Origin of the sequence: Amycolatopsis nalaikhensis (assembly GCF_030264295.1) — a bacterium.
GTDB classification, from domain to species: Bacteria; Actinomycetota; Actinomycetes; order Mycobacteriales; family Pseudonocardiaceae; genus Amycolatopsis; species Amycolatopsis nalaikhensis.
In genome coordinates this window covers 6,820,199-6,847,106 of record NZ_CP127173.1, presented here as the reverse complement: position 1 = coordinate 6,847,106, position 26,908 = coordinate 6,820,199, and the positions used below count along the sequence as shown (strand labels likewise).

Below are 26,908 nucleotides of genomic sequence, written 5' to 3'. Positions count from 1 at the left end.
ACCTCACCTGTGAGGCTCCGGCCTCGCCTGGAAGGATGTCACCGTGCCCAAGCCCTACCCCCGCGAGTTCCGCGACGACGTGATCGCCGTCGCCCGCCGCGGCGAAGCCCCGTTGAAGCAGGTCGCGAAGGACTTCGGAATCTCCGAGTCGTGCCTGGCCAACTGGCTGCGCGCCGCCGACGTCGAGGACGGCACCCGGCCCGGCGTGACTCGCGATGAGTCCACCGAGCTACGGGAACTGCGCAAACGCAACCGCCTGCTGGAGCAGGAGAACGAGGTCCTGCGCAAAGCGGCGGCCTACCTGGCCCAAGGCAATCTGCCGGGAAAATAGTCTTCCCGCTCGTCCGTGAACTGGCCGCGGCCGGCGCCCCGATCAGGGTGTCGGTCGCGGTGACGTGCAGGGTGCTGGGCATCTCCCGGCAGGCCTACTACCAATGGTGTGCAGCGCCGGTCTCGCAGCGGGACTACGACGACGCGCACCTGATCAACGCCGCGCTCGAGATCCACGCCGACGATCCGGCCGACGGGTACCGGTTCATCGCCGACGAACTCGCCCGCCGGGGCTTCACCGCCTCGGAGAACCGGGTGTGGCGGATTTGCTCCATGCAGCAGATCTTCTCTTCGCACGCCAAGAAGAAAGGCCGTTCCCACAAGGCGGGGCCACCGGTGCACGACGACCTGGTCCGCCGGGACTTCACCGCCACCGCACCGAATACCAAGTGGCTCACCGACATCACCGAACATTCCACCGGTGAGGGCAAGCTGTATTTGTGTGCGGTCAAAGACTGCTACTCCAACAAGATCGTCGGATACTCCATCGACTCGCACATGCGGGCCTCACTCGCCGTCAGCGCGCTGCGCAACGCGATCGCCCTGCGTGACCCGGCCGGAACCGTCGTCCACTCCGACCGCGGCGCCCAATTCCGGTCGGCAGCCTACCGGCGTCTGCTGCGCAGCCACAGGCTGACCGGGTCGATGGGGCGGGTCGGGGCCTGTGGTGACAACGCCGCGATGGAATCATTCTTCTCGTTGCTGCAAAAGAACGTTCTCGATACCCGGCGATGGCGGACCCGGGAAGAACTCCGGTTGGCGATCGTGTCCTGGATCGAGACGAAGTACCACCGCAAACGCCGCCAACGCGCCCTGGGCAAGCTCACCCCGGTCGAGTTTGAGACCATCTACACGACCGCAGCAGCGGCCTGAGAAGTAGTCAGCTCCGGTGTCAACCGAACCCTGGGCAGACCCCACAGGCAGTATCAGGAGCAACACCGTCGAGTGCGTCCTCAGCAGCCCAGACGGCCACCTCATCCCAACCCCGAGCGGGAAAAGGCGAACGACCACGAAAAGGAACCATCACCCCACGCGCAACGGGCACTTCCCCGTCCAGCAAAGCGACCACGAGATGAGGCCACCGACGCGCCACCCGGCGTCCGCGCACCAGCAGGCTCGCCAGGCTCCCTTCCATGAACCGCGGAGAACCCGCCGGATAAGGGATTCCGTAGACAGCCTCGGCCAGGTCCGGCCGCTCAGCCAGCGTGACGAGCACCGTCAACTCCCTCTCGACCACGATTCCAGGGCGATCAACGTCTTCGTCCCGGTGACCTGATGGTGCCGCCGGATCTCGTCGATCGTCTTCTGCAGATGAGCCATGTCCCGCACCCGCAACCACACCAGCGCGTCCGGGTCGCCCGCGATCGTGAACACCGCCTGGGCCTCCGGCATCCGCGTTGTCGTCCGCAGGATCTCCGCCACCTTCGTGTTACCCACGAACCTCAGCTCCGTGAACGCCTCGATCCCCCACCCCAGCTTGGCGTGGTCGACCTGGACCGTGAACCCCGTGATCACCCCGGTCTCGCGCAACCGGTCGATGCGACGCTTGACCGCCGCCGTCGAGAGGGTTACCCGGCTCGCGATGTCCGACAACGTCCGGCGCGCGTCCTCGCGCAGCAGCCCCAGTATCTCGTGGTCCGTCGCGTCCAGCAGCTCCTCTGTCATGCGTGAGAGCGTAGCCGGACGCAAAATTCCGAGCCAACCGACACGAAAGTCCACCGAAGTTTGCGTCCGATACCTAAAATCGCCCAGGCCTGTTGCGCGGCTGTGGTCCGCGTCGCACTGTGCCCGGAAGCACATCGACGCGAAGGGAGCCCGCGCCGTGGAGACGTTCACGCTCGAGGACCGCTACCTGCGGGAAGCCGGCACCGTGCACCTCACCGGGGTGCAAGCCCTGGTCCGGCTGCTGTTCGACCGCGTCCGCCACGACCGGGCCCGCGGTGGCGACCCCGCCGTCTTCGTCTCCGGCTACGAAGGCTCGCCGCTCGCCGGGTACGACCTCGAACTCGGGCGCCGCGCCACCCTGCTCGAGAAGCACGACGTCGTCCACCGGCCCGGGCTCAACGAGGAACTCGCCGCCACCTCCGTCATGGGCAGCCAGCTCGTCGCCGGTGCCGGTGGGCGGCGGGGCGTCACCGGATTCTGGTACGGAAAGGCACCCGGGCTCGACCGCGCCACCGACGCGATCAGGCACGCCAACCTCGCCGGTACCGACCCGCGCGGCGGGGCCGTCGCCCTCGTCGGTGACGACCCGAACGCCAAGTCCTCCACCGTCCCCTGCGCGTCCGAGCTCGCGCTCGCCGACCTCGCCGTCCCCATCCTCTTCCCCGCCGACCCGCAGGACGTCCTCGACCTCGGCATGCACGCCGTCGAACTCTCGCGCGCCAGCGGGTTGTGGACGTCGCTGAAGATCGTCGCCAACGTCGCCGACGCCTCGGGCACCGCCGTCGTCAGTCCACAGTGGAACGCGCCGGAACTCGAGAAGGGGTACCGGCACCAGCCGACCTCACGCCTGCTCGGCACCAGCCTCGCCGCGCTGGAACGCAGCCTCTTCACCGTCCGGCTCCCCCTCGTGACGGAGTACCTGCGCGCAAGCGACGTCAACCGGATCACCGCGCGCGGCCCCGCCGACCGGATCGGCATCGTCTCCGCCGGGAAGTCCTACCTGGACCTCCAGCAAGCCCTGCGCTCGCTCGGTCTCGACGCGGAAAACCTCCAGAAGTACGGCATCCGCGTCCTCAAGCTCGGCGCCATTCACCCCCTCGAACCCGGCATCGTCCGCGAGTTCGCCGACGGCCTCGACGAGATCGTGGTCGTCGAGGAGAAGCGCGCCTTCGTCGAGACCGCCCTCAAAGAGGTCCTCTACGGCGTTTCCGGCGCGCCCGCGATCACCGGCAAGAAGGACCGCGACGGCCGCACGCTGTTCACCGAGCTCGGCGAGCTGGACCCGGACGGCATCGCCACCGGCCTGGCGAAGGTCCTGCCGCGCGGCATCCCGTCCGTCGACGCCTACCGGGAACGCCGTCGCCGCGAGCGGATCTCCGTTCCGCTGCTCGCGCGGACGCCGTACTTCTGCTCCGGCTGCCCGCACAACTCGTCGACGAAGGTCCCGGAAGGCACGCTCGTCGGCGGCGGCATCGGCTGCCACACCATGGCCCTGTTCATGGAGCCCGACCAGGTCGGCACCGTCCTCGGTGTGACGCAGATGGGCGGCGAGGGCACCCAGTGGATCGGCATGGCCCCGTTCGTCGAGGCCGAGCACTTCGTGCAGAACATCGGTGACGGCACCTTCACCCACTCCGGCAGCCTCGCCGTGCGAGCGGCCGTCGCCGCCGGGGTCAACATCACCTACAAGCTGCTCTACAACTCGGCCGTCGCGATGACCGGCGGGCAGGACGCCGTCGGCGGGCTTCCGGTCGAGAAGGTCGCCGAACTCCTGCTCGTCGAAGGCGCGAAGCGGGTGGTGATCACCAGCGACGCGCCCGCGCGGCTGCGACGTCGCAAGCTCCCCGCCGGGGTCGAGGTCCGCGACCGCGCCGAACTCCTGGGCACGCAAGAGGAACTGGCCGCCATCAAGGGCGTCACGGTGTTGATCCACGAGCAGGAGTGCGCGGCCGAGAAGCGCCGGAAACGGCGCCGGGGCAAGCAGACCGCGCCCGCGACGCGCGTCGTCATCAACGAGCGCGTCTGCGAAGGCTGCGGCGACTGCGGCACCAAGTCGAACTGCCTGTCCGTGCAGCCCGTGGCGACCGAGTTCGGCCGCAAGACCGCGATCCACCAGTCCTCGTGCAACGTCGACTACTCCTGCCTGGCCGGGGACTGCCCGTCGTTCGTCACCGTCGTGCCAACCGGGAAGAAGCAGCGCCGCGAGCTCGGCGAGCTGGCCGCGGACGCGGTGCCCGCGCCGCCGGCCACCGCCAAGGACTTCACCGTGCGGATCACCGGGATCGGCGGCACGGGTGTGGTCACCGTGACGCAGATCCTCGCCACCGCCGCGGTGCTCGACGGCCGCCACGTCCGCACGCTCGACCAGACCGGGCTCGCGCAGAAGGGCGGTGCCGTCGTCTCCGATCTGAAGGTGACGGCGGAGCCGGTCGAGCAGGCCCCGAAGCTGGCCGACGGCGAGTGCGACCTCTACCTGGCCTGTGACGCGCTGGTCGGGGCGGACGCGGCGAACCTCGGCGTGACCGACCCCGCGCGCACCACGGCCGTCGTGTCGACCACCGAGGTGCCGACCGGCCGGATGGTCGTCGACACGACGGTGTCCTTCCCGGACCCCGGCAGCGTCCTCGCGCCGCTGGAAGCCGCGGCGGCACGCACGGTTTCCCTCGACGCGCGCGGTCTCGCCGAGCAGCTCTTCGACGACGACCAGTTCGCGAACGTCCTGCAGCTCGGCGCGGCCTTCCAGACCGGCGCGATCGGCCTGCCCGCCGACACGATCGAGCGCGCGATCGAGCTCAACGGCACCGCGGTGGCCGCGAACCTGCAGGCCTTCCGCCGCGGCCGCCAGCTCGTCGCCGACCCGGACGCGCTCGCGACCCCGTCAGCTGAATCAGGGAAAGAAGCGCAGCCCAAGGTGCGGGCGTTGGTGCACGCCGAGCCCGGGTCCGAGCTGGCGCGGCTGCTCGACGTCCGGATCCCGGACCTCGTCGCCTACCAGGACGAGCGGTACGCGCGGAAGTACGCCGAGTTCGTCGAGCAGGTGCGGGTCCTGGAAGACGGGCCGACCGAGGTCACCGAAGCCGTCGCGAAGCACCTGTACAAGCTGATGGCCTACAAGGACGAGTACGAGGTGGCCCGGCTGTCGCTCGACCCGGCGTTCACCGCGGGACTCGAGGACCAGTTCGGCGCGGGCACGAAGTACGCCTACCGCCTGCACCCGCCGGTGCTGCGCGCGCTCGGGATGAAGCGCAAGATCAGCCTCGGCCCGTGGTTCCGGCCCGCGTTCCGCGTCCTGCACGCCCTGCGGCGGCTGCGCGGCACCCGGCTCGACCCGTTCGGCCGCGCCGAGGTGCGCCGCGTCGAGCGCGAGCTGATCGACGACTACCGCGGCACGGTGCTCACCGCCTTCACCGCGGCCGACGTCGACCGCGCCCGGGTCCTCGCGCTGGCCGAGCTGCCCGATCTCGTGCGCGGCTACGAGGACGTCAAGCTGGCGAACGTCGCCCGCTACCGCGAGAAGCAGGCGGAACTGCTCACGCTCGTAAATAGCTGAGCATCGCCCGGGCTTCGTCGGGGACGCGCAGCTTCGCGCTGACGTCCCCGGCGTGGCGGCGCGCGGCCGCGGTGCCGATGCCGAGCAGCCGGCCGATCGTCGGCACCGAGTGGCCTTCGGCCAGCAGCGCGACGACTTCGCGTTCGCGCGCGGTGAGCGTGGCGACCGGGTCGCCGGGCCGCGGCCGGGCCAGCTGCACGGCCACCACGTCGCGGTCCAGGACCGTGCCGCCGACCGCGACGCGCCGAAGGGCGTCGAGGAACTCGCCGGGCTTGCCGACGCGCTCCTTGAGCAGGTAGCCCGCGCCGCCACCGCCGGCGGCCAGGAGGTCGCCGGCGTAGCCGTCTTCGACGAACGCCGACAGCGCCAGGATGGCGAGCCCCGGCGCACGCCGGCGCGCTTCGAGGGCGGCGCGAAGCCCTTCGTCGGTGAACGTCGGCGGCAGCCGGACGTCGACGACGGCCAGGTCCGGCGCCTCCGCCGCGACCGACGCCAGCAGGTCGTCCGGGTGGTCGACGGCGGCGACGACGTCGAACCCCTCGCTGCCCAGCAGCAGCACCAGCCCCTCCCGCAGCAGGGCGTCTTCCTCCGCGATCACGATCCGCACGGCGGCAGCCTCCTCGCATCCACGTCCTCCCCTGCCTGGAGGTACGGATGCGGAAGCCGAACCGTTCAGCCGATGCCGGTGGTCCGGAACCGGGCGCGGTAGTCGCTCGGCGTCACGCCGAGGCCGCGGGCGAACGCGCGCCGCAGCGTCTCGACGGACCCGAACCCGGAGCGCCGCGCCACGACGTCCAGCGGGTCGGTCGTGCGTTCCAGCTGCTGCTGGGCGAACTCCAGCCGCACCTGCTCGACGAATCGCGTCGGCGTGCGGCCGAGCTCCTCGCGGAACAGGCGGGTCAGGTGCCGGGTGCTCACCCCGGCGCGGGCGGCCAGGTCGGCCAGCGTGTGCGGGGCCGACGGGTCCGCCGCGACCGCGTCGAGCACGCCGCGCAAGACCTCGGTGCGCGGGCGGCCGGTCTCCAGGCGGACGCTGAACTGCGACTGGCCGCCCGGCCGCTGCAGGAAGACCACCAGGTGCTTGGCCACCAGCCGGGCCACCTCGGCGCCGAGGTCCTCCTCGACCAGGGCGAGCGCCAGGTCGATGCCGGAGGTGACCCCGGCCGAGGTGATGACCGGGCCGTCCTTGACGAAGATCGCGTCACCGTCGACCCGCACCAGGGGGAAGCGGCGGGCGAGCTGGTCGGTGAGGTCCCAGTGGGTGGTGGCGCGGCGGCCGTCGAGGACACCCGCGGCGGCCAGGGCGAACGCGCCCGCGCACACCGACGCCGTCCGGTCCGCGCCGCCGGCGAGCCGCCGGATCTGACCGACGAGCTCGGCGTCGGCGATCGTGCGGACCCACTCGGGACCGCCGGGCACCAGCACGGTCGCCCCGCGCGGATCCGCCGCGGCGAGGTCGAGGTCGGCGCCCAGCCGCGTCCCGGTGTTCGTGCGGACGTCGGCGCCGCCGGGCGAAGCCGTCTTCAGGACGTACCGACCGCCGTGCTCGTTGGCCTCGGCGAAGACCTCCAGCGGCCCGGAGACGTCGAGCAGCCGGACGCCGTCGTAGAGGACGACCAGGACGGGGCGCGGGCGCACGTCAGCCCTGGCCGGACCAGCCGCTCAACCGGGTGAGCAGGCGCTCCAGCACCTCCGGGTCCGCGGCCACCGGCTCGCCGGAGACCGGCTCGTCGACGAGGGTCCGGCGGTCCTGCCGCCGGGGCAGGCGCACCTGGCGCGCGTTCATCCCGCCCGGCAGGGGCAGCTCGCACCAGGTCGTGCGGGCGCCGCCGGCACCGGGGGTGACGCCCACGCGCTCGCCGGGGCCCGCCTTCGGTTCCGGCAGGCCGGGGACGTCGTCGTCGACCTCGACCGCCAAGACGTCGGCACGCAGCCGCAGGCGCAGCGTGACGAACGCGGGCGACCTCGGGTCGCCGGCGTCGATCACGGCCTCGACCAGCCGTTTCGCGGCCGCGGTCACCTGCTCCAGCATGGGCATCAGTGACCAGTCGGTGAGAATCAGGCGGACGAACAGTTCCGTGACCGGCACCGCGCTGGGCTGCGCGACGAGCCGGATGTCGTCCATCTGGGAGGTGTGCGCGCTCAAACCTGACCTTCCTCACCCAGGGTGCGGTCCGCCCGGGCCCGCATCATGCCACTCCGCCCGCGGCGGCACGGTACCGCCTGCGTCCGGCGTTGCTACCGTCGGGGCCATGGGTGAGCTGGTCGAGGACGAAGAAGTCCGCGCCGGGCGGCTGCTGGCGGCGCAGGAGAAGGCGGTCGAACTGTTCGAGGCCGTGGCCGAACGCGGCATCCTCGCGCCCGGCGTCCGCGAGACCGAGGCGAGCGACGCGATCCGCGACCTGGCGGGCGAGCTGTTCGGCATCCGCCGCTACTGGCACAAGCGGATCGTCCGCGCGGGGGTCAACACGCTGCGGCCCTACCGCGAGAACCCGCCGGACCGCGTCCTGGCCGAGGACGACATCGTGTTCGCCGACTTCGGCCCGATCTTCGAGGACTGGGAGGCCGACTTCGGCCGGACGTACGTGCTCGGCGACGACCCGGTCAAGCACCGGCTGCGCGCCACCCTGCCGGAGGTGTTCGACGCCGGCCGCGCGTACTTCGCCGCGCGGCCGGACATCACGGGTGCCGAGCTGTACGCCCACATGGTCGAGCTGGCACGCGAGGCGGGCTGGGAGTTCGGCGGCTCGATCGCCGGGCACCTGGTCGGCCAGTTCCCGCACGAGACGATCGACGGCGACCGCATCGACTCCTACATCGCCCCCGGCAGCGACGGCCCGATGCGGCGGCCGGACCGCACCGGGCGGACGTCGCACTGGATCCTCGAGGTCCACCTCGTCGACCGCGAACGGGAGATCGGCGGGTTCTTCGAGCAGCTCCTGGACTTGGGGCCGAGCGCCGCGGAGTCCTGACCCGAGCGCCCCAAGGCGGCCTTGGTTGCGTCTTGCGCACCGAAGGCCGCCTTGGTTGCGTCAGACGCACCGAAGGCCACATTCGTTGCGTCAGACGCACCGAAGGCCACATTGGGGCGCTTGGGGCCGGTCAGACCCGCGCCGGGACCCACAGCTCGTCGATGGCCTGCTCCGCCGCCGCGAGGCTCGCGTCGGCCAGCGGGATCAGCTCCGCCATCGCCGGGTTGACGTGCGCGAGCGTCAGCTCCGCCGTGATGAACCGCGGCTCCAGGCCGGTCAGCGAGACGCCGTGGGGCAGCCACTGCTCGGCGTGGTCCCAGCCTTCGCGGGGCGCGCCTTCGCCGTACCCGCCGCCGCGGCTGGCCAGCACGATGAACTCGCGGTCGCCGAGCAGGCCGGTCTGCGTCTCGGGGTCGACCGAGAGCCCGACCGCGATGAGGTGGTCCACCCACGCCTTGACGCTGCTCGGGGCGCCGTAGTTGTAGACCGGCAGGCCTAGGAGCACGGTGTCGGCCGCCTTGATCTCGCCGACCAGCTCCTGGGTCAGCGCCCAGGACGCCGCCTGCTCGGGCGTGTGCTGCTCCGGCGGAACCATCCGGGCCGACCCGTTCGTCGCGTCGAGGTGCGGAACGGGGTTCGCGCCCAGGTCGCGGTAGGTGACGGTGCCGTCCGGGTGCGCGGCGCGCCACGCGGCCGCGGCCCGGGCGCTGAGCCGGCGGCTCACCGAGGCTTCGCCCTGGATGCTCGAGTCGATGTGCAGGAGATGCGCCATGTCGTTAGCCGTCCATAGATCGTTGATGTAAGACAAACCATTAATAGCACACCCATCGTTGGGGCGCCCATATACTGGGCCCATGACGTCGCTGCCGGTCGTGAACCAGCCGCCCCACCGCTGCGGGGCGCTGCTCGACCACCTCTCGCGCCGGATGCGGCTGCGCAGCGAGACGGTGCTGGCCCCGCTCGGGCTGCGGCCGCGCCACCTGATCGCCCTGACGGTGCTGCGCGACATGCGCGGCAGCTCGCAGCAGGACCTGGCGAAGATCCTGCAGATGGACGGCACCAACGTGGTCGGCCTGCTCAACGAGCTCGAGGCCGCGAACCTGGTCGAGCGGCGGCGCTCGACCGTCGACCGGCGCCGCCACGTCGTCGAGCTCACCGACGTCGGCGCGAAGCAGCTGGCCAAGGCCGAATTCGCGCTGGCCGCGGTGGAAGACGAAGTGCTGAGCGGACTGAGCGTCGAGCAGCGGGAGACGCTCTACGAGCTGCTCCACCAGGCGACGAGCAAGACGGACGCCGAAGCCTGTGCCGAGGGCATCACGAACTGCTGAGCGTCAGCCGCCGGCGATGTCGCGGGCCAGTTGCCGCGCTTCGGGCAGCGTGAACTTCCCGGTGATCTGCGTTTCGCCGCCGGTGATCGCGGACTGCACCGACGGTGCGGTCAGCACCCGGCCCCGCAGCACCATCGCCACCTGCTTGCCGACGTTCTGCCCGGTCCACTCCGCCCACGTCCGCGCCCCGGCGGCGGTGAAGCTGAGGTTGACGAGCGCGCCGCCGTTCTGCGGGTCGACGGCGGCGTCGACCCGGCTCACGTCCGCGCCGCTGAGGAAGCCGGGCCCGAGGATGTACTTCGTGCCCTGCACGCGGTCGCAGCTGACCAGCGGCAACGCCGGATCGTCGCGCCCGGCCAAGGGATCCGGCTGCCCGGGCGCGCAGTCCAGGGCTCGCGCGGCGGCCTGCTGGGTGGCCGGGTCGGTGCTCTGCCGGTCGGCCGCCGAGCCGGTCGGCGGGCCCGGGGGCAGCTCGGCCAGCACCGGCCGGAACCGCAGCTGGGTGCCGTCCTTGACGAGGAACCCGGTGGACTCGGCCTGACCGGCGACCTCGGCCTGGCACCCGGTGGCGAGCACGGCGACGGCCGCGAGCAGGAGGATCCGCACGCCGCCCATTCTGGCGGGCGGTCCTACCCCGCCGCCAGGATCGCTTCCAGCCCGGAGGCCTGGGTGCGCCAATCCGCCACGTTCGGCGTAGTGCCGGTCCAGCGCTGGCCGATCCGGTTGAGCGCGTCGCGGTCGCCCGTCCACAGCGCGTCGGCCTGGCGCTGGGCGAACGCACGGTAGGTGGCCGAGCCCGTCGCCGTCGCGAGGTCGCCGAAATAGCGCATGAAGATGCCCTTGAACTGCTTCTGGTTGTCGTCGCAGGAACCCGTGCCGGTGTCACAGGATTCGACGAGCACACCACCGGAGGTGAGCCGGGACATCGCCGCGTCGGCGAGCCGCTTCGCCGCGTCCGAATAGGACTGGACGCCGGTGGCCCGCCACAGCTCCAGCAGACCGCCGATGCCGAGACCCTGGTTGTAGGTCCAGACGGTCTGGCCGTTGTTGGCGCACGAGGCAGTCAGGCCGTCGTTCACCAGGCCCGAGGCGTTGACCAGACCGGACTTCAGGTACCAGTCCCCCGCCGTCCTCGCCCGCTGGCCCCACACGGTGTCCCCCGCGATCCGGTTGTGCAGCGACGCCGTCAGCCGCAGGTACAGCCCCGCCGTGACGGCGTTCTTGTACGTGCGCTCGCGGTCCCACCACACCCCGCCGCCGCAGGTGCCCGTGTCCCAGAAACCGTGGACGTAGTCCGCGATCGTCGTCGCCTCGGCGAGGTAACGCGGGTCGCGGGTGCGGTCGTAGACGGCGATCCAGGCCAGGCCCCACCACGCGCTGTCGTCGATCGCCCGGCTGACGAAGTGCCCGTCGATCGGGTCGGAACTGCGTGCCCCGGCGGGGAAAGCGGCCCGGTTGACGTCGAAGGTGCGGGCCAGCGCCGCCTCGAAGCCGCCCGCGTCGGCCACCGCCGTCACCGCGACCGCCGAATTCCACCAGCTCGACGGCCACCACGCGGTGTAGGGGTCGTAGGACCACATCAACGCGTCGACCGCGCCGGCCACGCGGGCCGTGGCCGGGCGCGCCCAGGCCGTGCAACTTCCCTGCGCGTGCGCGGCTTCACGGCCGCACGCCCGGACCGCACCGCCGTAGAGCCGCCCGCGGGGATCGCGGGTCGCGAACGCCGTCGTGCGCGTGCCGGTCGCGCCCGCGGGGACGCTCGTGCGGCCGAGCGACGAGCCGTCCGGCCAGCTCGCGCCCGCGTCCCACGACCGATCGAGCCAGATCTCGTCGCCGGTCCCGCCCGCCTCGATCCCGGCCCACGCCAGGCCGCGGCCGTCGAAGTGGAGGCGGATGGTGCGGCCGGACAACGTCGTCGGCGCGACCGGTTGCGTGTCTCCGGCGGCCGGTGCGGATCCGTCGCACGCGGCGTCGCAGACCGCCGGGTAGATCCACGCCGTGCAGCCGACACCCTGCGCGTCGCCGCACGCGCGGACCAGACCGCGGCGGTGATGCGCCGGATCGGTGAGGTTGTACATGAGCGTGCGGGTGCCGGTCCACGTACCGGGGATGCTCGCCTTGCCCAGCAGGCCTTCCCAGGTGACGCCGCCGTCCCACGACCGGTCGAGCCAGACGGCGTCGCCGGGAACGCCGTTGTCGATGCTCGCCCACGCCATCCCGTCCGGGTCCGAGGCGTGCAGGCGCAGCACGCGGCCGTTGATCACCTTGTCCGGCAAGGGAAAGCTCTCGCGCGCGGCCCGCGACGGGTCGAGCGTGTCGCACGACGTCACGCACACCGCGGTGGCCGCGGCCGCGGGGAGCGGGGTCAGGGATCCGAAGACGAGCAGCAGCACGAGCAATGTCCGCATCGACATCCCTCTCCACGCACCGGGGTTCTTTCCAGGATAGGAAGACCGCGTCCGGTTCTGAAGGATTCCGCCCGGTTCTGGCTCGTTCCGGACAATGGTTGGCCGCCGGGCGCGCCGGGTACGCGGGGGCCATGGACATCGCCACGACGATCGACACCGTGCTGGACCGTTCCATCGTCCTGGGCTACGGCAACGTCGGGCTCCAGGTGCGCCGCCGCCTGCCCGGCTGGCCCGCCGACCCGCCGCCGATGCCCGGCAAGGTGGTGCTCGTGACCGGCGCCGGGTCCGGCATCGGCCTCGCGGCGGCGGCCGGGTTCGCCCGGCTGGGCGCGTCGGTCCGGGTGCTGGGCCGCACCGAGGAGCGCGCCGCCGAAGCCGCGGCGCGGACACGGGAACGCGTGCCGGACGCCGACGTCCGCCCGGTCGCGTGCGACCTCGCCAGCCTCAAGGAGCTGCGCGCGTTCATCGAAGACTTCTCCGGTCGCGAGGAACGGCTCGACGTCCTGGTGAACAACGCGGGCGTGATGCCCGACGAACGCGAGCACACCGAAGACGGCGTCGAGCTGACCTTCGCCACGCACGTCCTGGCGCCGTGGGTGCTCATCGACGGCCTCGCGCCGCTGCTGGAACGGTCCGCACCCGCGCGGGTCATCACGGTCACCTCGGGTGGTCAGTACGACCAGAAGATCCCGGACGGCGACTTGCAGTCCGAAGACACGGACTACGGACCGAAGAAGATCTACGCGCGCACCAAGCGCGAGCAGCTGGTGCTCACCGAGCAGTGGGCGCATCGGCTGGCCGGCCGCGGCGTGCACGTCCACGCGATGCACCCGGGCTGGGCCGACACGAAGGGCGTGCGGAACTGGCTGCCGGTGTTCCGGGCGCTCACCCGTCCGATCATCCGGACACCGGAGGAAGGCGCGGACACGATCGTGTGGCTCGGCGGCGCCCCGGAGGCGATCGAGTCGACCGGCAAGCTGTGGCACGACCGCCGATCCCGCCCGACGACGTACGCCCTCGGCGCCGGCGCGGACGACGTCGTGGCGCGGGCCCACCTGTGGAGCCACGTCGCCGAGCTCGCCGGAGCGCCCGCCTAACGCTCGGGCGGCGGGAAGAGCCGCGGCAGGAACGCGAGCATCAACGCCGACCACACGACGTGCGTCAGCAGCGGCGCCTGCACCCCGCCCGCCCGGCCGCGTTGCCACGCGAAGAGCGTCCCCATCACCGCGGAAGCCAGCACCAGCGCGGGATTCCGGGTCGCCGTGGTGGACAGCACGTACGCCGCCGTGGCGCCGCGCGCGCCGAACGCGTCGTAAAGCCGGCCGCGGAAGAAGACCTCTTCCGCCACTCCGGTCACCAACGTGGTCGCCGCCACGGTCGACGTCGGGCCGCGGTGGGCGTGGTCAAGCACCCCGGCGATCGCGCGACGCAGCGGCGCGACACGGCGGGCCACCAGCGCGCAGCCGTAGAACACCCCGAACGCGCCCGCCCCCACCAGCACCGGCTGGGTCACTTCGCGGCGGCCACGTGGCACCGGCCCGGCGGCGGCGAACCAGGTCGCGGCCACCGACGCCGTCAACGCGTGGAACCGGCGCGACCCCGGTTCACTCGCCAGCGACGCACGCAGCAGCCCCGATCCGGCGGCCGTCACGGCGGCCAGGAACGCCTTCACGCCCGCCTGCTCTTGGCTCGCTCACCGAGGGCCTGCAGCACGGCGTCGTCGTAGTCCATCGGCTCGAACGGGACGAGTTCGCGGATCGCGTCGTCGTGGACGACGACCTCATTCGTCATCGAGTCGATCAGCGCGCGTCCGGTCGTGACGTCGATGTCGGTCACCAGGGAAAGCCAGTACGACGAGAGCCGCGGCGAGAGCAGCGGCACCGGCACGATCACCAGCGGCCGCCCCTCGATCGCCGCCACCCGCTGCAGCATGTCCCGGTAGGCCAGCACCTCCGGGCCGCCGATCTCGAACGTCCGGCCCTCGGCGTCCGGGTGATCGAGCACGCCGACCAGGTAGCGGACGACGTCGGCGAGCGCGATCGGCTGGGTGCGGGTCCCGACCCAGCGCGGGGTCACCATCGCCGGGAGGTGCTCCACCAGCTGGCGCGTCAGCTCCCACGACGTGCCACCGTGGCCGATCACGATCCCGGCGCGCAGCACCGTCACCGGGACGCCGGTCTCCCCCAGCAGCCGCTCGACTTCGCGGCGGCTGGCCAGGTGCTCGGACAACGTGTCGTCGTCGTCCCCGAGGCCGCCGAGGTAGACGATCCGGCGCAGGCCCGCGTCCCCGGCGGCGCGGGCGAACGCGCGGGCGGCGTCGGCGTCGCGGCGCTTGAAGTCCGTGCTGTCCAAGGAATGCACGAGGTAGTAGGCGGCCTCGGCGCCCTTGAGCGCGTCCCGCAGGGAACCGACGTCGGCGACGTCGCCGCGGACCGCCTTCCCGGCGCCGGAGTACTTCGCGGGGTGGCGGGTCATCGCGAGCACCTCGTGCCCGGCGGCTTCCAGTGCCGGGCACAACCGGCTGCCGACGAACCCCGAAGCCCCGGCCACCAGCACGCGCATGTGCGGGACGTTAGCGGGGGCTTCGCCGCCCCGCAGAACGTCCGGCGAAGCAGACCGCGGCGACGACGCCCGCGCAGCCGACGAGCTGCAGCACGCTCGGGGTCTCGCCGAGCAGGCCGATGCCCAGCAACACCGCGCCGACCGGCTGGAGCAGCATCAGCGTCGCGCCGGTGGTGGCCGACATCCGGGGCAGCGCGGCGGAGATCAGGAGCCACCCGATGAGCTGACCGACGACGGCGAGCGCGACGAGCCAGCCGAACGTCGCCGGACTCGGGGCCAGGTCGAGCGTGCCGGTCGGGACGCCGAGCACGACGGCCACGAGCCCGGCCGACAGCGTCGCCAGGACCAGCGACTGCACCTGGCCGTCACCCGCGCCGCCGCTGAGGCGGATCAGGAACAGGTACACCGCGTAGCCCGCCCCGGCGAGCATCGCCGCCACGGCACCGGTGACCGGGTCGGGGCCGAACGAGCCGGACCCGGCGAACCCGCCGGCCAGCACGACACCGCCGAGCAGCACGGGCACGGCGAGCAGGAACCGCTTCGCCGGCCGCTCCCGCAGGAACGCGAACGCCAGCAGCGGCACGATGATCACCTGCACGGCGAGCAGCACCGTGGCGATACCGGCGCCGACGCGCGGGATCGCCTCACCCCACAGCACGAAGTCCAGGCCGAGCCCGGTGCCGGCGAGCAGCGGCAGGACCACCCGGCGCACTGGGCCGGTCTTCCGCCGTTCCCGCACGGCGAGCACGAGCAACACCGGCAACGCGAGCAGGCAGCGCCAGAACGCGCTCGTGCTGCCGCTGGTGTGCGAGACCTTGATGAAGACCGACGACAGCGAGATGCAGAAGCTGCCCAGCGCCGCCAGCAGGCGCGGGTCGAAGCGGTCGGTGAACGCCGTGGTGATCGTGGGGCGGGGCGCGGTCGTGGTCACGCTTCCCAGCGTGCGGGGCGCGACTGTCAAGGACAAGCGAATGTTTCTGCCTGGAATTCGGTAGCATCACTACCGTGTTCGGACTCGAGCGGATGCGCGCGCTGCACGCCGTCGCCACCCAGGGCTCGGTCGCCGCGGCGGCCGCGTCCCTGCACGTCACGCCGTCCGGGGTGTCGCAGCAGCTGGCGAAGCTGGAACGGGAAGCCGGGCAGGCGCTGCTGGAGCCGCGCGGCCGCGGCGTCCGGCTGACCAAGGCGGGCCAGGTGCTGGCCGCGCACGCCGAGCGGATCCTAGCCCAGGTGGCCGAGGCGAAGGCGGACCTGGAGCTGCTGCGCGAAGACGTCATCGGGCCGCTGCGGGTCGGCGCGATCCCGACGACCGTGCACGCGCTGCTGCCGCCCGCGCTGGCCACGCTCGCCGCGCAGCACCCGCGGCTGGCGGTCACCCTGCACGAGGGCGAAGCCGAGCAGACGATGCCGCGCGTGCTGGCCGGCGACCTCGACGTCGCGGTGCTGGAGAGCTGGGCCGACCGGCCGACGGTGATCCCGCCGTCGACGACGCGGATCGCGTTGTTCTCCGACGTCGCCGACCTCGCGCTGCCCGCGGATCACCGGCTGGCGCACCGCAAGACCGTCGATCTGTCCGAAGTGGACGACCTGCCGTGGATCGGCTGGAGCCTGGGCTCCGGCTGCTACGAGTGGCTGGTGCAGGTGCTGCGCAAGCAGCGGCTGGAGCCGCGGATCAGCTGCACGGTCGGCGGCTACCCGACGCAGCTGGCCCTGGTGGCGGGCAACGCCGGCGCGGCACTGGTGCCCCGGCTGGCCCGCGAACGGCTGCCCGAAGGGGTGCGGATCCTGACCACGCGCCCGGTCCTGACCCGCACGATCTACGCGATCTGCCGGGCGGGCGAAGAGGATCGCGGCGCGGTGCGGGCGTGCCTGGACGCGCTCCGGGCGGCGTCGGCCCGGTTCGAGACCGCGGGCCGCCCGGTGGGCTGAAGGGGACGTTGCTGGCATCTGATGCGAGGAAAGTCCCCTTCAGCGCATCAGATGCCATGAACGTCCCCTTCAGCACGGCTCAGGCGATCGGCCATCTCGGTCACCAGGCGGCCCGGGCGTCGGTGGTGGACCAGGAAGATCTCCCGCGCCGGCCGCGCGTCGACGGTGTCGCGGACTTCGAGGCGCGCCGATCCCGCCCGCCCGAGCACGCTCTCCGGCACGAACGCGATCCCGAGCCCGGCCTCGACCAGCGCCAGGATCACCTGGTAGTCCCGGGTTTCGTAGGCCACGCGGACCCCGATCCCGGCGGCGTCGGCAAGCTGCTCGAGACAGGCGCGGTTGGGCACGCCCGGGCTGCCGGAGATCCAGTCCTCCCCCGCCAGCGCCCGCAGCGTGAGCCGCCGGACGCGGGCTTTCGGGTGTCCCACGGGCAGGATCAGCCGGAACCGCTCCGAGCGCAGCAACGTCCGCTCGAGCCCGCGCGGGTCGGGCAGCGGCGCGCCCGGGTAGCGGTGGGTGATCAGCAGGTCGAGGTCGCGCGAGCTGACCAGGCCGTAGCCGTCGGGTGGTTCCAGGTCCAGCAGCCGCAGCGCGACCGCCGGGTGGTCGCGGCGGAACCCCGCGAGCGCGGCGGGCACGAGCGTCATGCCCGCGCTCGCGAACGTGCCCACGGTGAGCTGCGCGGGTTCCTCGTCGAGCAGGGCCCGGACCGTCCGCTCGGCGGTCCGCAGCTCCCCGACGATCGTCTCGGCGTGGGTGAGCAGGGCCTCCCCGACCGGGGTGAGCGTGACCCCGCGCGGGTTGCGGTGCAGGAGGCGCGCGCCGACGTCGCGTTCGAGCTTGGCCAGCTGCTGCGAGACCGCCGACGGCGTGAAGGACAGCTTCTGCGCCGCCCCGGCGATCGACCCGGCGTGCGCGACCTCGGCGAGCAGGGCCAGGCGGTGGGCGTCGAGCACGGGACCTCCAGCCGTAAGCGTCGCTAACGCCAGCATAGGAGACGTCGCTGGTGCTTACGGCACTCGCGGCGCATGCTGGGGCCATGATCAGCACTTCGGATGTCGAGCGCGCGGCCGCGCGGATCGCGGGCCGGGTCCGCCGGACCCCGGTGTTCGCCGCGGACGAGGGCGTGTGGTTCAAGCTCGAGCAGCTGCAGCACACCGGGTCGTTCAAGGCCCGCGGCGCCTTCAACCGGATCCTCGCGGCCGGTGACCCGCCGTCGGCCGGGGTGGTCGCCGCGTCGGGTGGCAACGCCGGGCTCGCCGTCGCCTACGCCGCCCGGGAGTTCGGCCTCCCCGCACGCGTCTACGTCCCGGTGACCGCCCCGGCGGTGAAGGTCGCGAAGCTGCGGGCGCTCGGCGCGGCCGTCGAACTCGTCGGCGAGAAGTACGCGGACGCCTACGACGCCGCGGTGAAGCACGCGGCGAACTCGGGCGCGCTCTTCTGCCACGCCTACGACCAACCCGAAATCTGCGCCGGGCAGGGCACGATCGGCCTCGAACTGCTGGAGCAGGCCGACGACCTCGACACGATCCTGGTCGCCGTCGGCGGGGGCGGGCTGCTGGCGGGGATCGCCGCCGCGGTCGAGGGCCGGGCGCGAGTGGTCGGCGTCGAACCGCGCACGGCCCCGACGCTGAACGCGGCGCTGGCCGCCGGGGAGCCGGTCCCGGTCGAGGTGTCCGGCGTCGCCGCCGACTCGCTCGGCGCGACTCGCCTGGGCGACATCGCCTTCGCCGTCGCCACCCGCACGGACGCGGGCTCGGTGCTGGTGGACGACAGCGCGATCGTCGAGGCGCGGGCGGCACTGTGGGACCGCTACCGTCTCGCCCTCGAACCCGGCGGCGCGACGGCGTTCGCCGCCCTGCTGAGCGGCGCCTACCGCCCGGCACCCGGCGAACGCGTCGCCGTCCTGCTCTGCGGCGCCAACACCGACCCCGCGACGCTCACTTCCCCGTCAGGCGCTCCACCAGCGGCGCGAACTCCTCGATGAACGCGCCGTTGACGCTGAAGTAGGACACGCCCAGCTCCTCGCGACGCCGTTCGAGCTCCTCGGCCATGGCGTCGACGCCGCCGCGGACGATGGCCAGCGAGTCGTGCTCGATCAGCGTTTCCGCGTCGACGCCGATGAAGCCGCGGATCCACGGCGGGACCTGCTCGCCGACGACCCAGATGTTGAGCGAGAGCTCGACGTCGCGGTCACCGGCGGCTTCGCGGATTTCCCGGGCGTGGCCCGCCAGTTCTTCGCGGGTGGTCAGCGCGCCACCGGCGAGCGCGACGATGTCGGCCTTCTTCCCGGCCAGCCGTCGCGCCTTGGGGCCGCCCGCGGCGACCATCACCGGCGTGTGCGCGTCGCCGTCGAGCCGGCGGACGTGGTCGATCGTCTCGGAGATCGAGTCGAGCCGGTCCTGCCCCGAGCCGTAGGGCAGCCCGAGCTCTTCGGCCTGCTGGCGCATAGTCGGCAACCCGGTGCCGAGACCGAGTTCGAACCGGCCGTCGGTCACCGTGGTCAGGCTGTGCGCCTCCCACGCCGCCGCCCGCGCCGTGCGCAGCGGGCTGGCCAGGACGAAGGAGCCGACGCGCAGCTCGGTCGTCGCCGCGGCGGCGGCCGCCAGCGCCGCGGTCGGCGTCGGGAGGTTCAGGTTGTCCGGGCAGAGCAGCGTCGAATACCCGAGCTCCTCGGCGCGGCGGGCGGTCGCGAGCCAGCGCGCGCCGCCTTCCTGCGGTGCCGAGACCACGCCGAACCGGAATGCCTTGTCCGTCATCGAAATACCCCCATCAGGTCGATACTTCGATCAAACCACCGGCGCGCCCGGCCGTGCCACCATGGCCGGGCGCGGACGGCGTCAGCCGCGCTGGTACTCCTCCCAGGTGACCTTCGGGACCGACGGGCCGTCGTCGGCGCCGCGGCCGGCCAGGCCGTTCATGCCCAGGTAGTAGTCGCCGGTCTGGTGCTGCGCGCCCGAAGACAGATCCGGGTCGGAGATCGCCATCGCGTGGATGTGGTAGGCGAAACCCTGAGCCGGGGTGCGCAGCCACGCCGCGAACCCGACCTGGCGCAACGCCTTCAGCAGGTTCGTCCGGCTCGCCGACGACAGGTTCGACACCGAGATGTCCATCGCGCCGCCACCGTCGTGGGTGCCGGCCGAAGCGTCGACGCCGCCCGGGTTGTACGAGCCCTGCGTCAGGCTGACCGAGGAACCGAAGATCCCTTCGGCGGCCACCAGCATCGCCTTGGTGCGGGTGTTGAGCGTGACGCCGTGGTAGGTGACGTGACTGCCCGCGGAAACCGGGTTGGTCACCGTGTACCGGCCCTCGCCCAGCTTCTCCAGCGACGTCTTGCCGGGCAGGCCGGACGCGTCGATCCCGGTGTAGCCCAACGACTTCTGGTACTGCGAGTACGCCGAGATGGTGGTGGTGCCGAAGTAGCCGTCGACGTAGGTGCTCGCCAGCAGCCCCTTCGCCTGCAGGGCCTGCTCGACGAGCAGGACGCTGTCGTGCGCGCCCGGCGTCTGCGTGTCGTCGGCGCGGCGCGGGTCGATCTGGGCCGCCTTCAGCACGGCCTCCATGTTCGCCGTCGGCAGCGCCGTCGTGACCGCGGTCTCGGCCTGGGCCGGTGCGGCCACGGCGAACGCCGCCGCGGTGAGCGCCGTCAAGACGGCGGCCTTCGTGAACATCCGTGTCCTCCAGTGATCGGGTTCGCTTGCGATCGCCACGATCACCGCACCGGATACAAGGGACGTACAAACCGGGCGTTCGACCCGTTCGACGTCACGCTGTGAAGCCGGGCCCTGCCCCTGCGTGGTAACGGCGCGTAATACCGACCACACCGATTTGCGTTTGACCTGGTCCAGCCGTGATCGGCGTCGTCACGGAGAGTTGACTCGCTCCAGTGCTGGACGTTCCCGTGCTCGTTTCGTAACCTGTTCGAGATCTCGCGGCCCCCGGTCGTCGATGAGACGGCGACGCGAGATCGCCGCCGATACCCCTGCCGGGTACTGGACGCCACCGCGTGCACTTCCTGATGCGGTGAAGCGCGGGCGAGGCCCCCGACTCGCCCCTCCGGAACCCGACGGCGGCCGATCAGCAAAGGAGACCCGCGCGAGAATGCGTTCGCATCCCGTCAAGCGCGTGGTGTCAGGTGCCCTCGCGGCCGCCGCGGTGATCACTGTCGTCACCGTGGCCCAGCCGTCGGCCACCGCCGCCCCCATCCCCGCCCTCCAGGCTCCGCCCACCGGGTCGGACGCCCTCGCCAAGTACCGCGAACTCGCGGGCCAGGCGGAAAAGCTCAACGAAGACCTGCTCAAGGCCCAGGACGACCTGACCGCCAAGCAGGGCGAGCTCGACAAGGCCAACGCCGACGTCACGGCCGCGAAGAACGCCGGCACCCAGGCCGCCGACGCGAAGCAGAAGTACCAGTCCCAGGTGGACAAGTTCGCCGGCGCGTCATTCACCAGCGGCGTCGCGATGAACAAGCTGTCCGCGCTGCTGGCCGGCACGTCGACGCAGGACTTCCTGGACCGCTCGGCGGCCCTCGAGGTCATCGCGACCGACAAGAACGCCGCGATGGACAACCTCACCGGCGCGGCCGACAAGGCCGCGGCCGCCGAGAAGACGGCGACCGACGCGGCGAAGCGGGCGCAGGACGCCCGTGACGCCGCCGCGAAGCTGGCGTCGGACATCGAGGCCAAGAAGAAGAACCTGCAGACCCAGATCGACCAGATCGAGGCGCAGAGCCGGAACCTCAGCAGCGCCGACAAGGCGGCCCAGAAGGACACCGGCGGCGCGGCCCCGAACGTCAAGGCCCCCAGCGCGGCCGCGCAGAAGGCGGTCGACGCGGCGCTGAGCAAGCTGGGCAGCGCCTACGTCTGGGGCGCCACCGGGCCGAGCACGTTCGACTGCTCGGGCCTGATGCAGTGGGCGTACAAGCAGGCCGGGATCAGCCTGCCGCGGACGTCGTCGGCGCAGGCGGGCTTCGGCACGCCGGTGTCGCGCAGCCAGCTGCAGCCGGGCGACCTGGTCGCGTACTACTCGCCGGTGTCCCACATCGGGATGTACATCGGCGACGGCAAGATGGTCCACGCCCCGACGAGCGGCGACGTCGTCAAGATCTCGCCGCTGCTGAGCCAGTACTCGGGCGCGACGCGGCCCACGGCGTGAACGGTGCCCCGTTCCGGGAAGTGTAGAAATCCCGGAACGGGGCATATTTCGCGCATGGACGAGAAATACGACCCCGCCACGGTCGAAGCGGTCGGCAAGGTCACCGAAGCGTTCGAGACGATCGAGCGGGCGCGCGGCCACCTCTACTCGTTCCACCAGCTGACCGGCAGCGCGGACCTGGCGCTCAGCGACGCCGTCGAGCAGCTGGAGAAAGCCGGCCACGCGGAGTGGGCACGGCGGATCTCCGAGGAACTCATCGGGCTGAACGTGCTCCCCGATCGGTGGACGTTCCAGGTGATCGAGGAGTACGACGACGGGTACTTCAAGACGTTCCAGGACCTCGTGCGCGACCTGCTGGGCACCCTCACGGACGGCCGCCGCCACCTGCACGAACAGCAGATGAAGGAAGACCGCCGCACCGAGGGCCGCACGGGCCACGAAATGGGCACGCCGAGCAGCCCGGCCGCCGATGACTGAGCGGCAATTGTCGGACCCGCGCGCTACAGTCGAAGCCAAGCGAACAAGTGTTCGATTGGAGGAGCTGTGACGGACCAGGTGGAACCGAACCCGGAGAAGGACCCGAGCGACTGGACGACCGGGGACGAGCCGATGACCGGGCCGCAGAGGTCGTATTTGCAGACGCTGGCTCAGGAGGCCGGGGAGACGGTACCGGAGGGGCTGACGAAGGCTGAGGCCTCCGCGCGGATCGACGAGCTGCAGCGGGCCACCGGCCGAGGCGCCTGACCCTGGGCGGCTGGGGCTGAGCGGCCGACACGGTTGGGCGCGCTGCTGCCTGGGCTGGCGCGGCGGCGCGGGCGGTTTCGCGGCCGCACAAACGTTTGCCGCAGGCGTGCGGCTGAGCGCCCGAACTCCCCCTCTGTGCTCGGCGACACGGCTTTCCTCGCACTGGCGCGGGTAACCGGTACCCAGATGCCCGACCCCCGAAGGAGGACATCCCGTGTACTTGACCGTGCTGATCGTGGCGCTCGCCGGGGTGCTCGTGCTCGGTGCCGGTGCCCTGCGGGAACTGCCGAAGCCCTACCCGCTCACCGCCAAGCGCACGCTCGTCGCCGCTTGGCTGGTGGCGGCCGCCGGGACGCTCTGGTGGGGACTGGCTCCCGGGGCGGCGGCGATCGTTGTCACCGTGGTGGGGCTGGGTTTTCTCGTCGCCACGCTGAACCGCGGGCCCGAGCGGCCGTCGTACCCGCGCGCCACGCCCTACCAGCCGCCTCGGTGACGTCGCGATTGGCGGCCGCGCCACCGGGTATCACCGGGAAATGTCGCAACCGAACGAAGAACAACCCGAGATCGCGCGGCCCGGCACCCCGGATCCCGGGCGGCCGGACGACAACCTCTACGACCCGGGCGAAGGCGAACCGCCGGAAAGCGCCGAAGAAGCCCGCGGCGTCGGGCAGAAGGTGATCGGCGAACTGCGGGAGCGGCGCGATCAGTGAACCGTCAAGCGGCGGCGGGCAGTGCCGCGCTCGCGCCCGTCACGCGAAGCAGGAACTCGGCGTTGGAACCGGTCTTGCGGAGCTGGTCGAGCAGCTGCTCGATGGCGTGCGGGCCGGGCAACGCCCGCCGGACTTCGCGCATCGCCGCGAGTTCGCCCGGGGTGACCAGGAGTTCTTCGCGGCGGGTGCCGGACGCCGCCAGGTCGACGGCCGGGAACACGCGGCGCTCGGCCGTCTTGCGGTCGAGCTTCAGCTCGGCGTTCCCCGTGCTCTTCAGCTCTTCGAAGAACACCGTGTCGGCCAGGGAACCGGTCTCCACCAGGGCCGTCGCGATGATCGTCAGCGAGCCGCCGCCTTCGAGGTTGCGGGCGGCGCCGAGGATCCGCTTCATCGGCTGCAACGCCGCGGCGTCGACACCTCCGGACAACGTGCGGCCGGACGGGCGGGCCGAGAGGTTGTAAGCGCGGCCGAGCCGGGTGAGGGAGTCGAGCAGCAGCACGACGTCTTCGCCGCGCTCGACCAGGCGTTTCGCGCGCTCGACGGTGAGTTCCGCGACCGCCGCGTGTTCGGCGGGCGGGCGGTCGAAGGGGGACGCGATCACCTCGCCGCGCACGGTCCGGGTCAGTTCGGTGACCTCTTCGGGACGTTCGTCGGCGAGCAGGACCAGCAGGTGGCATTCCGGGTGGTTGGCGGCGATGCCGTGGCCGATTTCGCTGAGCACCGTGGTTTTTCCGGCTTTCGGCGGGGAAACCACGAGTGCGCGCTGGCCCTTGCCGATCGGGGTGACGAGGTCGATGACGCGCGGCAGCAGCCGGTTCGGGGTGGTTTCGAGCAGCAGCCGCCGGTCCGGGTGCACCGGGACGGCTCGTCGAAGACCGGCCGCGGTTCGGCCGGGTCGGCGCCGTTGACGCTGGTGATCTCGCCGGTGGTGCCGGTGATTTCGTCGCCCGGGCGCAGGTTGTGCTTGCGGACGAGGGAAAGCGGGAGCGCGACGTCGTCGGGCGACGGCCGGTACGCGGTCCGCGCGAACGGGGTTTTTCCTGACAGGTCAAGGATTCCGTGGAAGGACATGGGTGTCTCCTGATGAGGTGGACGGCCTGCGCGACGACGGCGCGGCCGGGAATGCGGGAAAGAGGCCGATCGGCCTGATCCGTGAGAGCTGCCTCCGGGCGGCCAACGGGCCAGCGTCCATGAGGAGCGATTTCACTGTAGCGAGAGATCACCGAAAGCACAACGGGTAAGACCCCGTCGCGGTGGGTAGGTCTCCAATGAAGCCCGCCGAAACGGGGGAACAGCGGCTGACCGATGGGAGCGGATCGTGTCTCGACATACCCCGGACCCCGGCGTCGACACGGGTGAGAGCACCGACGCCGACCAAACCCCGACCACGTCGCCGCAGCGCTTCGCGCCCGGGGCCGTGGTCGCCTCGACCTTCGAAGAGCTGGCGCCGGCGTTGCCGAACGAGATGGCCGACCTGCGCCGCAAGCTGACCCGCTGGCTGGGCGAGTTCCCGCTCGACCCGGGCAGCACGCACGACATCACGCTGGCGACGTACGAGGCACTGGCGAACGTGGCGGCCCACGCCTACCCGGACGGCCACGGCTGGGCCCGCCTCCAGGCGACGCGCGCGGGCGACGTGGTGACGGTGACCGTGACGGACACGGGCTGCGGAATCCCGGCGACCCGCCCGAAGCGCCCGGACATCCGCACCCCGGGCGGCCGGGGGCTGCTGCTGATCGACCAGGTGACGGACCAGTCGGACATCACCACGGGCGGCCGCGGCACGACGGTCCGCATGACCTGGCGCCCGGCGGCCCTGCGGGACAAGAACCCGGCCTGAGCCCGGAACGGCGCCGATTCAGAGCGCCGCGGTCGGCGGGACCGCAAGCGGGAGGTCGCGCAGGACGCGCGAAAACCAGCCGGTACCGGGCCGCACGACCGGCGCAAGCGAGGCGGCCTGACCTGAGCCACGCGGCACACCGCGCAAAGACCAGCGAATCTTTCGATCACCGCACGCCGCAAGAAATCACACTCTCTCCCCCATCCCCCAGTGCCCTAACTCACACCCCTCAAGCCGCCCCGGCGAGGCGGACGAGCCGGTTCCGCGGGTACGAAACCAGCTCCCGCTCCTCGTCCGTGGTGAAGATCTCGACGGAATCCTCCAGCAGTTCCGCCGAGTTCACCTGCAGCTGCCACGCGGGCAGCCCCGGCGCCGGCTCGTGCCAGAACCACTGGCCCTTGGTCAGCTGGTGCGCCGGGACCGTCGCGTCGTCCGTGTTCATGCGATGAGGCTAGCCGCCACCACCGACAGTTTTCGCGCGGCCTCAGCCGTGCGTGGCCCCGATTGTGACGGTGAGCACGTCCGGGTCGCCCGCGAACACCGCGCCGCTGAAGTCCGGGCCCGGGCTGACGTCGTCGTACGGGAACGCGTACCCCCGGTTGTCCGGGAGTTTCGAGTGGACGATGCGCGCGTAGTGGTTGGTGACGTCACCCTGGTAGAACTTCGCCGGGTCCTCCGCCGTCGGCTGGTTCGGGTTGTCCAGCAACGTCGTGCGGTTCAACGCCGCCGCCAGGCGCGGGACGATGGCCTTCCGCGCGTCGCTGGCCCCCTGCGCCAGCGCGAACGGGCCGCTGTCGCAGCTCCACACGTCCGCCGTCGCGGGCTTGGCGAACGACTCGGCCCCGAACACCAGCTGCCCGCCCGTGACGCGGCCCGTGAACGTTCCCACGCCCGGGTTCTGCGAGTCGACCACGAGATCGGTGCCCTCGTACTTCTGCCACACCTGGTCGATGTAGCCGTCGAGGTACCCGCCGAACTGCTGCGCGTGGTGGTGCGGCGACAGCACCCGCAGGTTGCCGCCTCCCCCGGTCTGCACCAGGCCCGGCCATTCGCCGCCCAGCCCGGACAGCTCGGACGCGATCTGGTCGACGGCGCCCGCGGGCAGCCCCGACACCTTCGACGTGCCGGACCCGGCCGTGGTCAGCTCCATGCCCATCGGGATGCCCACGAAGTCGACGTAGCTGATGTTGGCGAACAGCTGCGTGTCGTTGAAGGTGAACTCGCTGAACGACCAGTTCTTGCCGTAGTTCGGGTCGGCGAAGTTGAGGAAGCTCGGGTGGACCAGGTGCGGCCCCGGGTCGAGGAAGAAGTCCAGCTTCGCGTCCGTGACGACGTACACGCGCGCGCCGCCCATCTTGGGCACCCGCACCTGCGCGCCGGACGCCACCGGTATCGCGCAGTCCTCCGGCAGCGGCGTCGTGGGCGCCGACGGCGAGTCCGGGTAGTACGGCGTGCCGTCGGCGCGCAGCAGCACCAGCCGCCCGTCCGGGGTGGTGCCGGTGACGTAGGCGTACACGGTGCCGGAGCCGGAGTTGTTCACCAGCTTGAGGCCGAACGTGTCCGGGGTCGCGGCGGACGCGGACCGCGCGAGGGGCAGCGCCGTGGCGAGCGTCGCCGCCGTGAGGCCGAGGAACGAGCGACGGGAGATCAAGGTGTCCTCCACGGTGAGGAGACGGCGGAGTCCATAAAGGACATCCGAGGGACGGACGCAGTTCG

At 71.9% G+C, this 26,908-nt stretch carries 29 protein-coding genes and 1 pseudogene; 13 read left to right on the top strand and 17 right to left on the bottom strand.

Annotation, left to right across the window (positions count from 1 at the left end):
* Positions 1 to 43 precede the first annotated feature (43 nt).
* Positions 44 to 1,203, top strand: a protein-coding gene (locus tag QP939_RS33515; RefSeq protein WP_434219586.1) for an IS3 family transposase whose coding sequence is annotated in 2 segments (ribosomal slippage) — positions 44 to 322 and positions 325 to 1,203 — 1,158 coding nt in all. Because the reading frame shifts where the segments join, the coding sequence is not laid out codon by codon here.
* Positions 1,204 to 1,548: 345 nt separating this feature from the next.
* Here QP939_RS33515 and QP939_RS33510 read toward each other — a convergent pair.
* Entirely contained in the window at positions 1,549 to 1,995 is a 447-nt protein-coding gene (locus QP939_RS33510) for an Lrp/AsnC family transcriptional regulator (protein ID WP_285450257.1), read from the bottom strand.
* A gap of 157 nt (positions 1,996 to 2,152) precedes the next feature.
* Here QP939_RS33510 and QP939_RS33505 point away from each other — a divergent pair, with 157 nt between their 5' ends.
* Positions 2,153 to 5,545, top strand: coding sequence for an indolepyruvate ferredoxin oxidoreductase family protein (locus QP939_RS33505; protein WP_285450255.1), 3,393 nt, complete (start codon positions 2,153 to 2,155; stop codon positions 5,543 to 5,545).
* Here QP939_RS33505 and QP939_RS33500 read toward each other — a convergent pair.
* The 3 genes from QP939_RS33500 to QP939_RS33490 form a co-directional block, all read right to left on the bottom strand.
* Positions 5,526 to 6,152, bottom strand: a complete 627-nt coding sequence (locus tag QP939_RS33500) for a response regulator (RefSeq protein WP_285450253.1) — start codon at positions 6,150 to 6,152, stop codon at positions 5,526 to 5,528. The genes QP939_RS33505 and QP939_RS33500 overlap by 20 nt on opposite strands.
* Positions 6,153 to 6,217: 65 nt before the next feature.
* A complete protein-coding gene (locus tag QP939_RS33495; RefSeq protein WP_285450251.1) occupies positions 6,218 to 7,183 on the bottom strand; it encodes a GlxA family transcriptional regulator in 966 nt (321 codons plus the stop codon).
* Position 7,184: 1 nt separating this feature from the next.
* Positions 7,185 to 7,691 (bottom strand): ATP-binding protein, encoded by a 507-nt coding sequence (locus tag QP939_RS33490; protein WP_285450250.1) that lies wholly within the window; start codon positions 7,689 to 7,691, stop codon positions 7,185 to 7,187.
* A gap of 106 nt (positions 7,692 to 7,797) precedes the next feature.
* Between QP939_RS33490 and QP939_RS33485 the strand changes: the two genes are divergently transcribed.
* Positions 7,798 to 8,517 carry a M24 family metallopeptidase gene (locus QP939_RS33485; protein WP_285450248.1) on the top strand — a complete coding sequence of 240 codons (720 nt, stop codon included), beginning with the start codon at positions 7,798 to 7,800 and terminating at the stop codon, positions 8,515 to 8,517.
* Between the two features lie 130 nt (positions 8,518 to 8,647).
* On the opposite strand, the gene QP939_RS33480 is transcribed toward QP939_RS33485, so the two are convergent.
* Entirely contained in the window at positions 8,648 to 9,289 is a 642-nt protein-coding gene (locus QP939_RS33480) for an FMN-dependent NADH-azoreductase (protein WP_285450247.1), read from the bottom strand.
* An 82-nt stretch (positions 9,290 to 9,371) separates the two neighbouring features.
* Here QP939_RS33480 and QP939_RS33475 point away from each other — a divergent pair, with 82 nt between their 5' ends.
* Positions 9,372 to 9,845 (top strand): MarR family winged helix-turn-helix transcriptional regulator, encoded by a 474-nt coding sequence (locus tag QP939_RS33475; RefSeq protein WP_285450246.1) that lies wholly within the window; start codon positions 9,372 to 9,374, stop codon positions 9,843 to 9,845.
* A 3-nt stretch (positions 9,846 to 9,848) separates the two neighbouring features.
* Here QP939_RS33475 and QP939_RS33470 read toward each other — a convergent pair whose 3' ends face one another.
* Positions 9,849 to 10,460, bottom strand: a complete 612-nt coding sequence (locus QP939_RS33470; RefSeq protein ID WP_285450244.1) for a SecDF P1 head subdomain-containing protein — start codon at positions 10,458 to 10,460, stop codon at positions 9,849 to 9,851.
* Positions 10,461 to 10,474: 14 nt separating this feature from the next.
* Complete coding sequence (locus tag QP939_RS33465; protein WP_285450243.1) at positions 10,475 to 12,253, bottom strand: glycoside hydrolase family 76 protein; 1,779 nt, start codon at positions 12,251 to 12,253, stop codon at positions 10,475 to 10,477.
* A gap of 131 nt (positions 12,254 to 12,384) precedes the next feature.
* Here QP939_RS33465 and QP939_RS33460 point away from each other — a divergent pair, with 131 nt between their 5' ends.
* Positions 12,385 to 13,350 carry an SDR family NAD(P)-dependent oxidoreductase gene (locus QP939_RS33460; RefSeq protein ID WP_285450242.1) on the top strand — a complete coding sequence of 322 codons (966 nt, stop codon included), beginning with the start codon at positions 12,385 to 12,387 and terminating at the stop codon, positions 13,348 to 13,350.
* Here QP939_RS33460 and QP939_RS33455 read toward each other — a convergent pair.
* Genes QP939_RS33455 through QP939_RS33445 form a run of 3 tightly spaced genes read right to left on the bottom strand, consistent with a single transcriptional unit; the run spans position 13,347 to position 15,746 of the window.
* Complete coding sequence (locus QP939_RS33455) at positions 13,347 to 13,925, bottom strand: CPBP family intramembrane glutamic endopeptidase (RefSeq protein WP_285450241.1); 579 nt, start codon at positions 13,923 to 13,925, stop codon at positions 13,347 to 13,349. The genes QP939_RS33460 and QP939_RS33455 overlap by 4 nt on opposite strands.
* Entirely contained in the window at positions 13,922 to 14,815 is an 894-nt protein-coding gene (locus tag QP939_RS33450) for an NAD(P)H-binding protein (protein ID WP_285450240.1), read from the bottom strand. The genes QP939_RS33455 and QP939_RS33450 overlap by 4 nt, the downstream gene beginning before the upstream one ends.
* A gap of 10 nt (positions 14,816 to 14,825) precedes the next feature.
* The gene (locus QP939_RS33445; protein WP_285450239.1) at positions 14,826 to 15,746 is read right to left on the bottom strand and encodes a DMT family transporter; all 921 of its coding nucleotides are present in this window, start codon (positions 15,744 to 15,746) and stop codon (positions 14,826 to 14,828) included.
* Between the two features lie 74 nt (positions 15,747 to 15,820).
* Between QP939_RS33445 and QP939_RS33440 the strand changes: the two genes are divergently transcribed.
* The gene (locus QP939_RS33440) at positions 15,821 to 16,744 is read left to right on the top strand and encodes a LysR family transcriptional regulator (RefSeq protein ID WP_285450238.1); all 924 of its coding nucleotides are present in this window, start codon (positions 15,821 to 15,823) and stop codon (positions 16,742 to 16,744) included.
* A 47-nt stretch (positions 16,745 to 16,791) separates the two neighbouring features.
* Here QP939_RS33440 and QP939_RS33435 read toward each other — a convergent pair whose 3' ends face one another.
* Positions 16,792 to 17,700: a LysR family transcriptional regulator gene (locus tag QP939_RS33435; RefSeq protein ID WP_285450237.1), complete on the bottom strand. Its 909-nt coding sequence runs from the start codon at positions 17,698 to 17,700 to the stop codon at positions 16,792 to 16,794.
* An 83-nt stretch (positions 17,701 to 17,783) separates the two neighbouring features.
* Here QP939_RS33435 and QP939_RS33430 point away from each other — a divergent pair, with 83 nt between their 5' ends.
* Positions 17,784 to 18,731, top strand: a complete 948-nt coding sequence (locus tag QP939_RS33430) for a threonine/serine dehydratase (protein WP_285450235.1) — start codon at positions 17,784 to 17,786, stop codon at positions 18,729 to 18,731.
* On the opposite strand, the gene QP939_RS33425 is transcribed toward QP939_RS33430, so the two are convergent.
* Positions 18,685 to 19,503 carry an LLM class flavin-dependent oxidoreductase gene (locus QP939_RS33425; RefSeq protein WP_285450234.1) on the bottom strand — a complete coding sequence of 273 codons (819 nt, stop codon included), beginning with the start codon at positions 19,501 to 19,503 and terminating at the stop codon, positions 18,685 to 18,687. The genes QP939_RS33430 and QP939_RS33425 overlap by 47 nt on opposite strands.
* Before the next feature lie 81 nt (positions 19,504 to 19,584).
* The gene (locus tag QP939_RS33420; RefSeq protein WP_285450233.1) at positions 19,585 to 20,415 is read right to left on the bottom strand and encodes a peptidoglycan-binding domain-containing protein; all 831 of its coding nucleotides are present in this window, start codon (positions 20,413 to 20,415) and stop codon (positions 19,585 to 19,587) included.
* A 430-nt stretch (positions 20,416 to 20,845) separates the two neighbouring features.
* On the opposite strand from QP939_RS33420, the gene QP939_RS33415 reads away from it, so the two are divergent.
* The 5 genes from QP939_RS33415 (at position 20,846) to QP939_RS33395 (ending at position 23,352) form a co-directional block, all read left to right on the top strand.
* Positions 20,846 to 21,898, top strand: a complete 1,053-nt coding sequence (locus QP939_RS33415) for a C40 family peptidase (RefSeq protein ID WP_285450232.1) — start codon at positions 20,846 to 20,848, stop codon at positions 21,896 to 21,898.
* 54 nt (positions 21,899 to 21,952) lie between these two features.
* On the top strand, positions 21,953 to 22,375 hold the full coding sequence (locus QP939_RS33410) for a hypothetical protein (RefSeq protein WP_285450231.1): 423 nt from the start codon (positions 21,953 to 21,955) through the stop codon (positions 22,373 to 22,375).
* A gap of 66 nt (positions 22,376 to 22,441) precedes the next feature.
* The gene (locus QP939_RS33405; protein WP_285450229.1) at positions 22,442 to 22,642 is read left to right on the top strand and encodes a DUF3072 domain-containing protein; all 201 of its coding nucleotides are present in this window, start codon (positions 22,442 to 22,444) and stop codon (positions 22,640 to 22,642) included.
* Between the two features lie 214 nt (positions 22,643 to 22,856).
* Positions 22,857 to 23,135: a hypothetical protein gene (locus QP939_RS33400; protein WP_285450228.1), complete on the top strand. Its 279-nt coding sequence runs from the start codon at positions 22,857 to 22,859 to the stop codon at positions 23,133 to 23,135.
* A 40-nt stretch (positions 23,136 to 23,175) separates the two neighbouring features.
* A complete protein-coding gene (locus QP939_RS33395) occupies positions 23,176 to 23,352 on the top strand; it encodes a hypothetical protein (RefSeq protein WP_285450227.1) in 177 nt (58 codons plus the stop codon).
* Positions 23,353 to 23,356: 4 nt separating this feature from the next.
* On the opposite strand, the gene rho is transcribed toward QP939_RS33395, so the two are convergent.
* Positions 23,357 to 24,208: a transcription termination factor Rho gene (rho, locus tag QP939_RS33390; protein ID WP_434219590.1), complete on the bottom strand. Its 852-nt coding sequence runs from the start codon at positions 24,206 to 24,208 to the stop codon at positions 23,357 to 23,359.
* Between the two features lie 128 nt (positions 24,209 to 24,336).
* Positions 24,337 to 24,423, bottom strand: a pseudogene (locus QP939_RS52260) (hypothetical protein); the annotation flags it as partial.
* A 247-nt stretch (positions 24,424 to 24,670) separates the two neighbouring features.
* On the opposite strand from QP939_RS52260, the gene QP939_RS33385 reads away from it, so the two are divergent.
* Positions 24,671 to 25,192 carry an ATP-binding protein gene (locus QP939_RS33385; RefSeq protein ID WP_285450226.1) on the top strand — a complete coding sequence of 174 codons (522 nt, stop codon included), beginning with the start codon at positions 24,671 to 24,673 and terminating at the stop codon, positions 25,190 to 25,192.
* Positions 25,193 to 25,421: 229 nt separating this feature from the next.
* Here the strand turns inward: QP939_RS33385 and QP939_RS33380 are convergent, their stop codons facing one another.
* Both QP939_RS33380 and QP939_RS33375 read right to left on the bottom strand, forming a co-directional pair.
* Positions 25,422 to 25,634 carry a hypothetical protein gene (locus tag QP939_RS33380; protein ID WP_093953761.1) on the bottom strand — a complete coding sequence of 71 codons (213 nt, stop codon included), beginning with the start codon at positions 25,632 to 25,634 and terminating at the stop codon, positions 25,422 to 25,424.
* 42 nt (positions 25,635 to 25,676) lie between these two features.
* Complete coding sequence (locus QP939_RS33375; RefSeq protein ID WP_285450225.1) at positions 25,677 to 26,843, bottom strand: glycoside hydrolase family 64 protein; 1,167 nt, start codon at positions 26,841 to 26,843, stop codon at positions 25,677 to 25,679.
* Between the last annotated feature and the right edge of the window lie 65 nt (positions 26,844 to 26,908).